Origin of the sequence: Proteus sp. CD3, from assembly GCF_008808075.1 — a bacterium.
Taxonomy (GTDB): Bacteria; Pseudomonadota; Gammaproteobacteria; order Enterobacterales; family Enterobacteriaceae; genus Proteus; species Proteus appendicitidis.
On the sequence record NZ_CP019686.1, the window covers coordinates 880,225 to 896,066 of the forward strand.

The following is a 15,842-nucleotide window of genomic DNA, read 5'->3' on the forward strand; positions in this document are numbered from 1 at the left end:
GGTGCTACCTTCTTGTTTTTCCTTATCTGCAAATAATCTTCCGTTTTTACGTTACAATAAACAGTAATGAGTCATTTAAACGACGGCCATTAATCTATTGCTATTTATCCTATTGTTATATAAATAGTGGCATTCGTGATAACAGGGAAATAAATGAAATGAAGAATACTGATCTGGAATTAGTGATTAATGAAAAATTAAGCATCGAAAATTTTCAAGATTATGCACCTAATGGACTTCAAGTCGAAGGACGCCCTCATATTCAAAAAATAGTAACGGGTGTAACGGCAAGCCAAGCATTACTTGATGAAGCTGTACGATTAAACGCTGATGCAATTTTAGTACACCATGGTTACTTTTGGAAAAATGAGCCTGTGGTTATTCGTTCAATGAAGCGCAACCGCTTAAAAACATTACTTTGCAATGACATTAATCTTTTTGGTTATCACTTGCCGTTAGATGCTCACCCAATCTTAGGTAACAATGCTCAATTAGCGTTAAAAATGGGCGTTAAAGTTGAAGGTGAAATATTACCATTAGTGCCTAAAGGTGTGTTCGATTTACCTTTAACCCCTCTTGAATTAAAAGCTCGTTTAGAAAAAGCGTTGCAACGCAATGTATTACATTGTGGTGATAATGCACCGGAAACTATTCGTAATATTGCTTGGTGTACAGGCGGCGGACAAGGCTTTATTCAAGATGCTGCAGAGCAGGGGATGGATGCTTTTGTGACAGGTGAAGTTTCAGAACAGACTATTCATATTGCAAGAGAAATGGGCGTTCATTTTTTCGCAGCGGGACACCATGCGACAGAGCGTTATGGTATTAAAGCATTAGGTGAATGGCTTGCTCAAACACATCACTTTGATGTGACATTTGTTGATATTGATAATCCAGCATAAGCCTATTTATTTTTATCTTATAAGCTATCTCTCTAATTAAAGAGAGATAGCTTTTACTTCTTAATACTTCTTACTACTTATTACTCATTAAGCTGAATGGGTAATGGGCTTTGTAATTGTTGCAGATTATCGCATAGCCAAATTAACTGTAATAAAGCCTGAGGATCTCGTGTTGTTAATCTCAGATAACGAGCTAATTGGTCGGCAATTAATGTCATTCCTAAATCGTCAGCAGTATGTTTGCTTATTTCTAACTGATCTTTTTGCATTTCAGAAAGTAATTCTCTCCCAGTACATGCTTGGGCTTCTAATACGGACAAAATAGGACGGCAAAATTTTTGTGCTAATGTCGGTTCACTGTGATGCATTGCTGTTTGTTGCTTACGTTTAGCCATATATTCTTGAATACGGCTAATAAACTCTGATTGTTTTTTCTTGCGCGGAAATTGGTCAAAATCAAGATAAAATAGTTCAATGCCTTTTGTCGTTTTAAGCCAAATGGTCGTTGGCAATAAATCTATATTTAAATCACGTCGAACAGGTTGCACAGTGACTGCGACCATCTCTAATTCTCGCTTAGTGAGATAACGTAATTCTTCCAGATTATTTTGCATTGTTCCTTCCCAGTAAAGACGTAAGAAGGCTGAATTGTCATGATTATCTGAAACATCCCAAATAACACATTGCTCTATTTCATACCAAATTAATGGCTTATAGCTTTTGATATGTAAGACGAGAGGAGAAAGAAATCCTTCAGGTTGATTAGCAAAATAGTCTGGCAACTCTTGCCAATTGTTGATCCCTAATTCAGTTTGTAGAGTGCGATAATCCGTAATATCAAGAAAATCAGTTTGGTTTTGTGCAAAGCTTTCGCCAATAGTCGCCAGTTTTCCTTCATCAGAAATACGAGGTTCTTGTAATAAAAAAGGGCGACGCATTAATTTATCGGATGTTTGTTTCCATAACGATAAACTATTCCAAACACTATAACGGTTAAACAGAGTATCAAGTTGATTAGGGCGTGCTTGTGTCGCTTGTAAGAGCTGTTTCTCTTCTTTATCCCAGAAGGTAAAAGTTGCGCCTAATGCACCACTTTGTGCCGTCCACCAGTTTGCACCAACAGGAATAAGCGAGAGACTCGTTTTCTTATCGTCATATTGACGACGAAGTTGTCCTCGTAACATTTTTAACTGTTCAGGTGTCGCATTGGTTAATTGGAATAGATAAGCTGAAATATGAGCTAACAAGCGCAAGACATTGCTTTCATCCATCGTGAAATGTCTTTCTGCCAATAGTTTTACTTGGGTGCTTAATGTTCGCAAATAAGAGGCTAAACGAGGTAAACCTTCTGCTCGAGCCGACATATTTAATAAGTGCAACTGTGTGGCAGTGCTTAAGCTGATATGTGATAGCCCTTGGCGCAACAAATCATAAATAAATTGTTCAACCGTCGTAATTAACGCGGACTCTTCTTCATTGAGAGGGCGCTTTGAAGATTGCACCGTGATTAAATCTTCAGGCCAACCCCATGGTTGAGCATGTTGTTCAAATATTTTAGCCACAATAGCGAGATGGAATGCTTTTTTCTGTGAGTCAGAAAAAGGCGATAACATGCCATCGTAACCACTACCTTGTAAGAAAATAACCGGCTCTTCAACATCAGGGAGTTGAATTTTTAACTGTGTTCCTGTGTCTTCTAAATTTAATGTTGTCGTTTCCCATTGCTCAACTAATTTAATCGCCACACGACAGGCGGGTTTTCCTGCTTTTTTGATTAATGCTTCCGGATCAAGCGCCAATAGCGTGGGTAACAGAGGGGCGATTTCAATAGGTTCAATAATGGCTTCTGAAGATGTTTCACCACTTTTATCGTCATTTGAATTATCAGCACTATTATTGGCTTGTAGCCATAAAACGGCCGCTAAAATGTGTTTACAACACCCTGATGCAGAACAATCACAACTGGCTTGTTGAATACCTGCTTCGTGTAAAACAACATTTTTCCCATCACTACTGAACTGCCCTGTGTCAGCATCAGTGAGCGAAACTTTTTCGTTATCAACATCTTTTTTTGCGCGTCTTAATAATCCTGCATTAGCAAATACAGTGAGCGCATCTTCATCGTAATGAAAGTAAACAGTTTGCCAACTCATTGCATTACCTCTGCCAACCATTGTGCGAAATGTTCAGGTGTTAACGCTGCAACTTGCATGCCTCTGTCTGCAAGTTTTTGTGCAATTGCAGAGTCATAAACAGGTTGAGCCTCATCATCAAGAGCCGCAAGCCCTAATAATTTAACTTGTTGGCTATTAAGGCGCTGTGTGCAATCTAATAAGCGATTTAAGGAGCCACCTTCTTCAAAGTCACTAATAAGTGAAATAACCGTGCGTTTAGGATTTTTAACTAAGCTTTCGCAATATTGCATTGCACCTGCAATATCCGTACCGCCCCCTAATTGTACTGTCATTAAAACTTCAACGGGATCGTCTGCTAAGTGCGATAAATCGACAACTTGGGTATCAAAAACCACTAAAGAGACATTAACCGCCGGTAAAGAAGCTAAAATACTGGCGCAAACAGCGGCATACATAATTGAGCTAGACATTGACGCACTTTGGTCAACACAAAGAATGACATCCCACGGAAAATGCTGTTGCATCCGTGAGTTAAAATAAGGTGTTTCAATCACTAAGCGACGATTTTGGGTATCGTAATGTTTTAAGTTTGCAGCGATGGTTGCGCGCCAATCAAAGTTGCGACTGTTAGGTACCAAAGAGCGTCTAAAGCGATTACGACGTCCCGTTAATGATTGGCGAAAGTTATTGCGAATTTGGCGCAAAATATCATCAACCACTTGACGAATAATGGTTTTAACCGCATCTCGCGTTTCTTCACTCATTCGCCCACGTAAGCTTAATAATGTTTTAGCTAACGCTTTTGTTGGCTCCATCGCTTTTAATGTATTGGGATCTTTAAGAAAACTACTGATTTGATAACGCTCAATAGCTTGTGATTGCATTCGTTCAAATGTGCTATTAGGAAATAGCTTACGAGCTTGATTTAGCCAGTTTACCGCAGTAAGTTGCGATGCATCGAGTGATCCATGACGTCCTCGTTCTTGGCGAAGACCTCTGCGTTGATATTCTCGGCGATAGAGAAAGTCGAGCGTGCGCTCCACTTTTAAATCATCAGCAGTAAAAGTCGCTTGTCCAAGAGCATCATCAGCATATTGACCTAAAATCAGACGCCAGCGTTTTGCTTGTTTTATTTTATCTTCAGGCATATCGTCATTATGCTGACTCATGAGTCGTATCTCCTTTCTCTATTTTCTTAGCATCAAACCAAGAAATCATGCCTTGTTCCATTATTCGCTGCTGTAACTTTTGATTGAGCTTAGTGGCTTCAAGCATCTGTTTAGCACTAAATTCTGACTGCCACAAAGATAACGCTTGCGTATCTAAACCAATATCATTGGCAATATATTGTGCAAGCTCTGCATTTTGTTTGGGATTAAGTTGGCTAAAGGCAAAACGCAGATCAGGTAAGATCTGAATAAATCGTTCTTCATCCCATTGTTGCAACAAGGTGTTTAAGTGATCGACTAATAACGGTAGGCGGATCACCAGCTCTGGTGCAGTTCGCATCATACCGACGAAATAACCAATGGCATGCTCGGGAGAACTGCCTGTACTAAAGGTTGTATTTAGCGCGGTGACCAACGTATTTTCGTCAATATATGAACCTAAATAACGTAATGCATCTACCGCACCTTTTAATAAAGGCACAGCATCTAATTGACCATCAAGGCGATTGAGTTGCTGATAGAAATCACTTTTATAATCATGCTGATTATTGAGTGATGGCATAAATTCAATCAATTCACGCAAAGAGAGCAGAGCTTGTAAATGGCTTTCTTGCTGTTGCTCATCACCTTGAGCCAGTTGTTCTAAACAAAAGAATGCTTGTGGAATAACTTGATGTAGGCGATTTTCAAGTGAAAGTTCATCAGTAATGTCAAGATATTGGCGACCCCGCCATAAATGGATCAGTTTATGTCCACATTGAGTGAGTGACTCAAGACGAAAATCTTGCTGAATATAGCTATCTAATAGTTTAAAAAGTGATGGTATGCGCTGGTGAAGCCCTATTAATGCCGCTTGGATTAATAACGTGACCGCACTCTGGCTTGAACGGCTTTGCCCTTGTTCTTCGAGCTGTTTTTCCATTGATAACAGCTTATTTAGGGCGATGGCTTCAAGTTGAGAGCCTTTCTCTGATAATGAAATTAGCTCGCCTTCCACATTGGGTGTCCAAGCGTATTGCCACTCTTCAAATAGCAGATCTAATTGATGACCAGAAAGAAAATCAGGGCCATTAACACGGTGTGCAAAATGGATCTCTAAGAAGGCTAATAAGTGTAAAAAGCGGCTTCTTAATCGGTGTTGCGGATTACGGTAAACATCACATTTAGTGGTTTTTGCTAATGTATCATCTAGCTTGAAGCGAAATGCTCTTGCGCGCTCATAAGTTTCATTGACTAAAGGCGGGGTTGCCGTACCTAATGGAATTTTACCTAAGAGATAGCCTGAAAAGCAGGTTTTAATTTCAGCCCATAATTCGCTTTGGCTATCATCTAAACTGCCCTTAATAAAGGCACTTTGTAAACCATCAAGCAAGTCATAGCGACCTGTACCTGCGTGATCTCTTAGTAATGCGAGTCGTAAACTCTGTTCAGCCGCGAGTTTTACAGCTAAATAGCTAGGGGGATTATCAAATTGTTTTTCTCTGATAGCCTGAGCTACCGAGCTTAGAAAAGCGATCCCCATTTTATTGCGATAAACTTGGGTTGGCTGTTTTGCCGCATCATTATGCTCTAATTTATCATGATGTTGTTGCATCAAACTTTGCCAAGCTTGTTGATAAAAGGCGGGCGATGGCATGCCTGAAGCATAGCCATTAAGTGCATCTAATCTGTCAAAACTATAGCGAATAAGCCAAGCTTGTTCTTTTTCACCCATTTTTTGCATTTTAGTGAATTGCTTTTGTTCTGTGCTAGAAATGGCGAAAGAGTGAGGTTGTAGATGCGCTAGACCTTCAATTAACGCAAGGGTATGAAATCCGCCCGTGACGATTAAAATCTTTGCATTCGGCTCTTGGTTTTTGATTGCCTGAATATGAGTGAGCATATGCGCTTCACGTTGTGAAGATCCCTCAGATTCAAGCACTTCAGGTTCATAATCAAGGCGTGCGAGTGCGCACCAAATAAAGGTGTCATTAAACAGTGTTTGCCAATCTGCTAAGGCTTCGATACTGCGTAATTCAAAAAGATGCTCCCAAACATCATCATGATCACGACAGTGGCATTTTTTGGCTAATTGCGCGATAAACTGGCTATGTGCTAAATAACGTTCTTTTTGTAAGCTACGACTTTGTGAGTCGCTATACTCTTCGTTATTAATTTGTGCTGCCCAAGGTAAATCGATAAAACGTGTTTTGGCATTGATGCGCAAACCACCTCGCAAAGCTTGCCATTCAGGTGAATATTCACAAAATGGAAAATAGGCAGAGTGCAGTGATTTTTCTCGCTCTTCTTGGTTTCCATCATTATGCAAATACTCTGCTTGTCCCATAATCGCAACGGGAGGCAGAGTATCTTTATCTGTTAGGCTAGGAATAAGCGAATTAAAGGTATCTGGACCTTCAATTAAAATATAATCAGGTTTTACAGAATCAATTAATGATAAAACCGCATAAGCACAAGCAGGACTATGGTGGCGTATAGGGGCAAAATAGAGATGTTGTTGCTGTAACGACGTCCATTTCAGTCGTGCTTGGTCAATTCTTTCTGGCAAAGGTATTGAAGGTAGCGTCACCGTGTCGATCCCTTTTCTGGGTGAAAAGGCAGAGTGAGTTAACTCTGCCTTTAATAGGTAAATAACGTATTTTAATGTGTAGCCACGAGTCTTAGCGTTTTATTGCCAAAACTCTTTTGATGCATCAAAGAAAGCTTTCCACTCTTTACTATTTCTTGCTCTCTCTCTGGCTACGTTGTCCATGTAATAACGAATACGCTTAATATCATCGGCATTGTCTTTTAATACAACACCGATTAATTGACGGGCAATAGCACCTGCATTCATCACACCATCACCTAAATAATGCGCTTCTAAGGCACAAGCATAAGCAATGTTCACGGCTTCTGCGGTTGACATAACTGCATCAGGGGTTTTGATATTGCCGCCATCTTTCGTATTACCTGAACGTAACTCTTGGAATGTTGTGACCAGTAACTCCACAACTTCCGCGGGTGCAGTGATTTCATTTGCTAAAGCGCCTAATTCATTCTCAAGCTGTGATTGGATCAAACTAATTTCAAAGGCAGGATCACGAATAGGTTTCACCGTTTCAAAGTTAAAACGGCGCTTTAATGCGGCTGACATTTCATGAACACCGCGATCACGTAAGTTTGCTGTACCAATAAGGTTAAATCCCGGTTTTGCACTAATACGTGCACCATCACCCATTTCAGGGATCATCAATTGTTTCTCTGACATCAAGGAAACCAGCACATCCTGAATTTCAGGAGGACAGCGGGTTATCTCTTCAAAGCGAACAATTTTACCTTGCAACATACCTTGATAAAGCGGTGATCCCACTAACGCGCGTTCTGTTGGACCTTCTGCTAATAGCAATGCATAGTTCCAAGAATACTTAATATGATCTTCTGTTGTGCCGGCAGTACCTTGGATAGTTAATCCTGAATCACCACTGATGGCGGCAGCAAAAAGCTCTGAGAGCATTGATTTTGCTGTACCCGGTTCACCAACTAGCATTAAACCTTGTTTACCCAATAATGTGACAATTGCACGATCAACCAATGCATCATCGCCAAAAAACTTAGGTGTGATGCCTAATGCATCATCACCTAAAATAAATTGACGTACAGCACGAGGAGAGCGAAGCCATCCTTGTGGTTTAGGATTATTAGCATCAGCTTTTGTTAAACGCTCTAACTCTTGGGCAAATCGAACCTCAGCGCTTTCCCTAATTGCTTGTTGATCTGCGGGTGCTTTTTTAGCCATATTCTTTCCTAATTATCCCTATTTTTTACCAAGGTGTTTTCTTTTCCCATTCAGGATCAAATCCTGCACAAGCTTCAGCGACTTTTAGATAATCGGCATAGCTTTCTGCTAATAGAATAGGAGGTACATCTTTTAGTTCAACATTATTGCGATCCCAATAATCTTGCTGATTTTTTTCGAAACTTAAATCAAATAAGACCGCTGGAATGTTTTCTTCTGGTACATAACTACCACTGAAACCGATATTGACGTAATAGTTTAAACTCGAGAAGAATTTGTAATAGTGAGAGAACGAGCCACCATCTTCAGCTGGTCCACGTTGATAGCCCATTTTGGTTAAAATGCCACGTAGTGTGAAGGTATCTGTGATCCAACCTTTTCTATCTTCAATCTCAGTCAGCTTTAGATCTAACTCAGGGATTTTATGTTCCATTTGCGAGAACAAGAATTTCACTTTGTAATCTTTGAAATGAGCTATCCATGCTTTACGCTCATCTTCATTAACCAATGCAGCATGAGCAAGCTGGATCAACGAGTCGTTTTGTAAAGTCACTTCATCATCTTCTAGATCAAGCAATGCACCGTCATCAGAAGGGCGGAATGTATTGATAACTTTGCCATCTTTTACTTCTTGCCAAACCAGTTGTTCAATCAGTTTATGCATGATTGGGTGAGCTAAAATATATTCTTGCCAATCCGCACTTAACCACTGACGTTGAGCGCACATGGCTTCATATAAGCGCACACTTTGTAGCTCAATAACTTGTTTAAGTTCTTTTTTACTTGAAGTGAAGAGTTTTTTCGCTTCTTTGATAAGCTCTGCATCGTCATTTTTACGCGCAGCAGGTAAGGCTTTAACTTCTTTACCTTCAGGATTAAACAAGACCAGTTTTTGTTTTGCATCCATCTTCGCGGTAAAGATACGCTCGCCATACTCTAGTACTAATGTACCCGTATCATCAAAGCCAGCCGTTGGGATCGTTCTATCCGCTAATTCATCAGAACTCCAACCATTGCGTTCAGCAATTTGCGTGACTAAATTACGCGCTTTTTCTTGAACCGATGCGGTGCGATAACGGCGTGATAATGAAAGAAGAAGCTGAATGATAATTGGATCATTGCTTGACGCTACAGCATCAATCATGGCTTCAATTTGCGCACGGCGCTGATAGTGATCACGCATATAGTTACGTAATACAGATACCGCAACATGACCTTCAATACCGCAAATCAGGGCAAGCATACCTTTATCACTAATGGCAGAGCCTAAATAACGACGTAGCACCTCGTTTTTAATCTCTTCAATTACTTGCTCTAAAGTATAGGTTTCATATTTAGCGTAATATTCAGGATAACGTTTAGCCCAATCTTTATATTGTGTTAAGCGAGTAGGCGCATTTTGTTGTGCTTCTAGCATAGCTTCTTCAAGCGTCGGCCCTTTAATATCCTGAGCCACAAAGGTATGCAGAATAAAGCTGGAAAGTTTATGTTGGCTATCGGTAGAAAGTAGCCCGATATAACGTTGTAATAATGCGTTTCCTCCTGGCATTTTTAGTTTGACTGCCAGAATAACCCACCAACGAATAATTGCAGGATCAACCGCTTTTTTGTTTTCCCACGTTAATGCAGGAATAGCATCAAAGTTAAACCAAGCAAGGCTTGCTGGTGCTTTGGCTTTAAGACCTTTTTCAGCTTCAGCTAATAGGGTTTTTGGTGATAAATAACTTGAAATATCTTCACCAAGTTGCTCTAACGCTGTTAATAAAGAGGCTCGAACGACTTCGCGTTTCTCTTTTTTCAATAAGGCATTCAATGCAGGTAATGAGTCTGGATTTTTTAACCGAGCCAACCACTCAATCGCGGTCACGCGAATTTCTTGTTTCGCAGAAGATAAACCTTCTTGAGCGCTTGTATGAATATTTGGCAGTGTCTCAAGTAAATTCTGCGCTGAAACGCGGTGCATTTTATTTTCACCCAATGCCAGTTCCATAATTCGAGGCACGAATTGTGCTGGAATGGTAGGGAAACGACCTAACACTTTAATGCCTTGTGAAATTTCAAATTGGCGATAGCGACGCTCGCTTTGACTTGGCATTAAATTCAGCGCTTCAGCAATATAATCTGGATGCTGAGAGAAGAAAGGCCAAACTTGCTCTGGTCTACGGAATCGTTTTAAACCATCTTCATAAGATTCTAAACATAGTGCAGCCGTTAGGCGGGTGGCATTTTTAAAGTTACAACGTTGCAGCACATCTTCAAGATGACGCAATTCAATATCACTAAATAAGCGCTCAGGAATTTCGCCATTAAAATAGTGAGAAGAGAAGTGATCGGCATGTTGGCGATTATTAACTATGACACGCACAGCATGGAACAGCGTATATTCAGGCAAATTCAAAACACGGTTTTTATGTTTAATGATTTGAATTTCATTTGACTGAATAGAGCCTTGCCCGCTATTCAGTTTATCTACTATTGCACGGCACTGTTTTTCATCAATTTTATTTAAATCTTTTAAATGGCGCTGCGCCCAATTATAAGTGTGTTTAGCCGTTTTATTTTCTTCAATTTCACGTTCAGCATTTTCTTTGGCTTTAACCAAGATCTCATTGAAGTTATTGACCATCATATCGCGAACGCTATCAGGTAATGGTGTATCTTCTAATGGAGTAAAATCAGGAGTCTCAATTGCTTCTACGGTATTGGCATCTTCTGCAACATTAAAGCGTAGTAGGGCGCTTTCAATACTTTTCATTACCGCTTTTGAGGTTTCATGTTTTAACGCTTCTTCAAGTACATCGCGGTTTTCACCTTGGCGTGCAAATAAATCAGCTGCTTGAGTACGCTGTTTTGGCGTACCATTCATTAAAACATGGGTAAGATTTTCTTTAACAATTTCAGGCGGTAAAGTGACTAAAATTGGCTCTGCGGTTTTTTTAACGGTTTTTAAGCTGCTGGTGGCAAGTAACACAATAATGTCTGCAAAAGTGTCACGTAATACGTTGTTTTTATTGAGGTAATTAATTAACTCAACTAAACCATTTGCTGACATTTTTTCAATTAATTCTGTTCTAACAAACTCTTGATGTGAAAGTAGGTAGTCTTTTAAATCATTTAATTCATAAATACGCTTCAGATTAGTTGCATAGTATTCAGAAATATCTTTTCTATCAAACACAGCAAATAAGGCATTTTCACCGGCAATATTCGCTTCTTGTTCCACCATATCGGCAATAAATGCCATATTCCAATGTTTACGGTGTTCTAAGTTTAGATTACGCGCATTTTCATAGGTGTTATAAAATACGTCAATCAGCAGATAAAGCACCCAAGATGGCACTTCTTTTGTTGTTATTTTGATATTGATATCTTGGCAAGCAGCTGCCAGCACTTTTCCGTAACGAGCCACTTGTTCTGCTGAAAAACCATCACCAACTTTGGAATAGAGTTTGTGTCGTGCATTTAGCCCTTGCGTGATAATTTTACTGTATTTCCCTGTATTTACGTTATGTGCATACCACCACTCTAACGTACCAGGTTTATCAAAATAAACGGCCGCTTTTGAAGCATCCAGCTTGTTTAATTCAAAAAGCACTTCAGGGTTTTCACCTGTAAGGACATAATTTAATGCACGTTTAGGTAATCCTTCATCGAATACAGCAAGTAATACGAGGGATTCTTGGAGGTGCTTTTCAGTAATTGCGACGTCTTTTTTCCCAAAAATTGGGAAAATGTCTAAGATTTTTTTTATCACGCCAGTTCCTTAAGCTATGTATGGATAAACAGTTTTTTTTACCATGAAATAGCAATGTGAACAATTTGATTATCACTATCATAAATAAAGATAAGAGGTGTTATTGGTTAAATTAATAGAGGTAAACGCTAAAAAATTTAACTGAACTTTATTAATATTCAATTTGGCTTTATATAAATAGGTATATCAGGAAAAAGTGCTGAAAATGAAGAAATGAGAATAAAGGTGTTTTTTGTTGGATTTAAAAAGATTAAGAATTGTCTGCCTAGCAATATAAGCGTTAACCCTTAGCTAAATTGATTAAAAATTAACAGTAAAAATGAAACTTAATATTGCTAGAAAAAATCCCGTACTTTTCATTTTGTACGGGATAAATTTATTATTTTGTCGTTTGACGAGAAAAAGAGAGTAGCAATGATCCTAGACTACAAATCAATAAAGTGATTGCTAAACTTTGTCCCCATCCTGCCAGTGCAAGCCCGCCACCAATTAATAAATAATAGAATAAGCCTAATAATGCCCCTGCAGTACCTAATCTGTCTTTATATTGTGCTAAAGCCGTGGCTAAAATATTTGGAATAGCAATACCATAAGCAACAACACTCGTCATCATTGGAATAACAAAGCTAATATGGTTACGTAATAAATAAACACCCACGGCACTGATTAATGCAATAAAACTCGCGAGTAAAACTAACTTTTCACATTGCCAATGGTGGTTTAATAGTGCTTTATTAATATAAGAGCCAATACCAACACCTATTGCTAATACAATACCACTATAACCAAAGGTGCTTGCGCTATAACCTTGTTTATCAAACATAAAAGGAGCTAACTGATAATAAGCAAAGAGACTGATATTAAAAAAGGCAATTAATAATACTGTTTTAGCAATTTGCTTATCCTTAAGCATTTTTATTGCAGTTTCTCCTAACGGTGTTGTTTTTACTGTTTCAGGGCGACTTTCAGGTAAAGCAAAAGTACTCCATAACAGTAAAATCATAGCAAGAAGGGCAAGCCCACTAAACACACCTTGGTAACCAGCATAACTCACTAGTAATGAACCACTTAGCATCCCAATTGCGGGGCTTAGGGCGATCGCTGCCCCCATAACAGAGAAAACTTTAGCCAGTTCATCACCACTGTACACATCACGCATAATGGTTTGTGTGCCGACCGACCCTACCGCAGCACCAAAAGCAGAAAGCATGCGTAGCCCAAGTAATACAGAAAAGTCGTTGGTCATAAAAACGCCAAGGCAAGCAAGAGCGTAAATAAACAATCCAGCTAACATTGTCGGACGACGACCAATGACATCACATAATCGACCCCATATAATGACGCCCAATGCAAACGCAAAGAAATAGAGCGAAAGTGTTTGTCCAGCCTCGTTTGCACCGACATGAAAGCCGTTCGCGATATCGGTAAGTGCTGGGCTATAAATGGTTTCTGCAATTTGTGGAAACATCATTAACGCAATTGCTAACCATAAAGAGAGTTTTTTGTTCATCTTTTTATCCTACATCCTTAAAACTTGATGAGCAGAATACAGAGATAATGAATGTCTTGTTATAAACATAAAGACATATTATTTTTCAAATAGGACAAGTGATGGCTTGGCTTAATCAATACGACCACTTTGTGCCAGAAGAGCATCTTGCATCAGTCGTTGGTATTGCGGCAGAAATGGGAAAGCACGACTCAGGATTTCATTCTCATGATAGAGGGCAGTTATTATTTACGCAGTCAGGGTGTATGCGAATTACTTTGGCTTCCCGCGTTTCTGTATTACCTCCTATGAGGATTGCGTGGATCCCTCCAAGACTTGAGCATCGAGTCGAAATGTATGCCTCTGTTGGATATCGTTCAGTTTATATTAGTGAAAAATTTCATGATAATTTTCCAAGTGAAAGCGAGATCTTGACGATTTCACCTCTTTTACGCGAAATATTAGAACGAATTTCTATTGCTGATTTTGATACTCAGTGGGAAGAAGGGCGCTACGCCAATTTATTAGCTGTTTTCTTTGATGAAATTGCTCAGGCACCGCGGCAACCCAATCATTTATTTATGCCTAAAGATAGACGGCTAAGTCGTTTATCCTTTGATGATTTACCGCCTGCATTACAAGAAATGGCAAAATATGTGGGGGCGAGTGAAAAAACGATCACACGCTTATTTTACAAAGAAACGGGATTAAGCTATCAACAATGGCGTCAACAATGGCGGTTAATGAAAGCGATTGAATTATTAGCTACCCAGCATCGCTATATTGATATTAGCCAGATATTAGGGTTTGCCAGTGACAGTGCTTTTATTACCTTTTTTAAAAAAATGACAGGGCAAACACCGCAAGAATATTTGAAAAACTGATGAGATTTTATTGGTATTTTTAAAATATAAAGCCCCGATTTAAAATGGGGCTTAGCAAGATAACTAATTAATAAAAATCAATTATTTCTTTTTAATTTCACTTTTGAAATTACGCTCATCATAACCAGTATAAAGTTGACGAGGACGTGCAATTTTCAGACCATCTTCGTGCATTTCATTCCAGTGAGCAATCCAACCAATTGTACGTGCAATAGCAAAAATAACCGTAAACATATTGGATGGAATACCTAACGCTTTAAGGATAATACCAGAGTAGAAGTCAACGTTAGGATACAGTTTTTTCTCAATAAAATACGGGTCGTTTAGGGCAATACGTTCTAATTCCATTGCCACTTCAAGTAAGCTGTCATTGAGGTTTAATTCTTTTAACACTTCATGACAGGTTTCACGCATTACTGTTGCACGAGGATCGTAGTTTTTGTAAACACGATGACCAAAGCCCATTAAACGGAAGGAGTCGTTTTTATCTTTTGCACGTTTAATAAATTCAGGAATGTGTTCAACCGTTTTGATCTCTTCCAACATACGCAGACAAGCTTCGTTAGCACCACCGTGAGCCGGTCCCCAAAGTGACGCGATACCTGCTGCGATACATGCAAATGGGTTTGCACCAGAAGAACCCGCAGTACGTACAGTTGAGGTTGATGCATTTTGCTCGTGATCTGCGTGAAGGATGAAAATTCTATCCATTGCACGTTCAAGTACTGGATTAACAACATACTCTTCACAAGGTGTTGCAAACATCATATGCAAGAAGTTACCTGCATAGGAGAGGTCATTTTTTGGATAAACGAAAGGTTGGCCAATCGAGTATTTGTAACACATCGCTGCCACTGTTGGCATTTTTGATAGCAGGCGATAAGCCGTGATATCACGGTGAACTGGATTACTGACATCCAATGCATCGTGATAGAACGCAGCTAAAGCACCTGTGACACCACATAATACTGCCATTGGGTGTGAATCACGACGGAACCCATTGAACAGTCGGGTGATTTGTTCATGGATCATGGTGTGACGAGTTACTGTGGTTTTAAATTTATCGTATTGCTCCTGTGTTGGTGCTTCACCGTACAGCAGGATATAACAGACTTCCAAGTATGTTGATTCAGTCGCTAATTGCCCGATAGGGAAACCACGGTGAAGTAAGATACCGTTATCACCATCAATAAAAGTAATTTTTGATTCACAAGAGGCGGTTGAGGTAAAGCCGGGATCATAGGTGTAATAACCTTTGGAGCCGAGAGTACGAATATCAATAACTTTGGAACCGAGTGTAGGGGATAGAACGTCCAAGTCTACAGATGTTTCAGCAATCGTTAGCTTAGCTTTGTTATCAGCCATTTATAATCTCCTTAGCGCTTATATGTCTCCTAACAATATCGAGGTATCTTCATAAAGATGCACTTCGATAGTGAAACTATAGTTGATGTAAGGTACCCAGCCGAGTTTTATTTAATGCCCGTAATGTCTAGGTCTATAGTGTGTCACTTATGTTAAGGAGCTTTTGATGTTATGTTTTTTTAGGTGCTTTTTTATGCAATGCACTTAGAATTAGTACTGCTATCACTTTTACATAAGTTTGAGGTTTCTGGAAGCGTGTTTGCGCACAAAAAAAACATAAACATTAAAATAATGCAGTAAATGTAATAAAAATGTTGTACATGTGTCAAAAATGATAATCATTTTTGCATCGGATGTATTAAATAG

Annotated in this window: 9 protein-coding genes; 2 read left to right on the plus strand and 7 right to left on the minus strand. The window is 39.3% G+C overall.

Annotated features, from left to right (window positions below):
- Positions 1-158 precede the first annotated feature (158 nt).
- Positions 159-902: a type 2 GTP cyclohydrolase I gene (locus tag BTA34_RS03945; RefSeq protein ID WP_151434570.1), complete on the plus strand. Its 744-nt coding sequence runs from the start codon at positions 159-161 to the stop codon at positions 900-902.
- Between the two features lie 80 nt (positions 903-982).
- Here BTA34_RS03945 and BTA34_RS03950 read toward each other — a convergent pair whose 3' ends face one another.
- From BTA34_RS03950 to BTA34_RS03975, 6 genes are all read right to left on the minus strand, one after another.
- Positions 983-3,055, minus strand: coding sequence for an SWIM zinc finger family protein (locus BTA34_RS03950; RefSeq protein ID WP_151434571.1), 2,073 nt, complete (start codon positions 3,053-3,055; stop codon positions 983-985).
- Complete coding sequence (locus BTA34_RS03955) at positions 3,052-4,206, minus strand: VWA domain-containing protein (RefSeq protein ID WP_151434572.1); 1,155 nt, start codon at positions 4,204-4,206, stop codon at positions 3,052-3,054. The genes BTA34_RS03950 and BTA34_RS03955 overlap by 4 nt, the downstream gene beginning before the upstream one ends.
- Entirely contained in the window at positions 4,193-6,775 is a 2,583-nt protein-coding gene (locus BTA34_RS03960) for a DUF5682 family protein (RefSeq protein WP_151434573.1), read from the minus strand. The genes BTA34_RS03955 and BTA34_RS03960 overlap by 14 nt, the downstream gene beginning before the upstream one ends.
- Before the next feature lie 99 nt (positions 6,776-6,874).
- Positions 6,875-7,984: an ATP-binding protein gene (locus BTA34_RS03965; protein WP_151434574.1), complete on the minus strand. Its 1,110-nt coding sequence runs from the start codon at positions 7,982-7,984 to the stop codon at positions 6,875-6,877.
- Positions 7,985-8,009: 25 nt separating this feature from the next.
- Positions 8,010-11,738: a DUF4132 domain-containing protein gene (locus BTA34_RS03970; protein ID WP_151434575.1), complete on the minus strand. Its 3,729-nt coding sequence runs from the start codon at positions 11,736-11,738 to the stop codon at positions 8,010-8,012.
- A 379-nt stretch (positions 11,739-12,117) separates the two neighbouring features.
- The gene (locus tag BTA34_RS03975) at positions 12,118-13,248 is read right to left on the minus strand and encodes a multidrug effflux MFS transporter (RefSeq protein WP_151434576.1); all 1,131 of its coding nucleotides are present in this window, start codon (positions 13,246-13,248) and stop codon (positions 12,118-12,120) included.
- 101 nt (positions 13,249-13,349) lie between these two features.
- Between BTA34_RS03975 and BTA34_RS03980 the strand changes: the two genes are divergently transcribed.
- Entirely contained in the window at positions 13,350-14,111 is a 762-nt protein-coding gene (locus tag BTA34_RS03980) for an AraC family transcriptional regulator (RefSeq protein ID WP_151434577.1), read from the plus strand.
- Between the two features lie 81 nt (positions 14,112-14,192).
- Here the strand turns inward: BTA34_RS03980 and BTA34_RS03985 are convergent, their stop codons facing one another.
- Positions 14,193-15,476 (minus strand): citrate synthase, encoded by a 1,284-nt coding sequence (locus BTA34_RS03985; RefSeq protein WP_151434578.1) that lies wholly within the window; start codon positions 15,474-15,476, stop codon positions 14,193-14,195.
- Between the last annotated feature and the right edge of the window lie 366 nt (positions 15,477-15,842).

Coding starts and splice junctions, on each gene's coding strand:
- BTA34_RS03945 (WP_151434570.1), top strand. CDS start 159: ATGAAGAATACTGATCTGGAATTAGTGATTAATGAAAAATTAAGCATC.
- BTA34_RS03950 (WP_151434571.1), bottom strand. CDS start 3,055: ATGAGTTGGCAAACTGTTTACTTTCATTACGATGAAGATGCGCTCACT.
- BTA34_RS03955 (WP_151434572.1), bottom strand. CDS start 4,206: ATGAGTCAGCATAATGACGATATGCCTGAAGATAAAATAAAACAAGCA.
- BTA34_RS03965 (WP_151434574.1), bottom strand. CDS start 7,984: ATGGCTAAAAAAGCACCCGCAGATCAACAAGCAATTAGGGAAAGCGCT.
- BTA34_RS03975 (WP_151434576.1), bottom strand. CDS start 13,248: ATGAACAAAAAACTCTCTTTATGGTTAGCAATTGCGTTAATGATGTTT.
- BTA34_RS03980 (WP_151434577.1), top strand. CDS start 13,350: ATGGCTTGGCTTAATCAATACGACCACTTTGTGCCAGAAGAGCATCTT.
- BTA34_RS03985 (WP_151434578.1), bottom strand. CDS start 15,476: ATGGCTGATAACAAAGCTAAGCTAACGATTGCTGAAACATCTGTAGAC.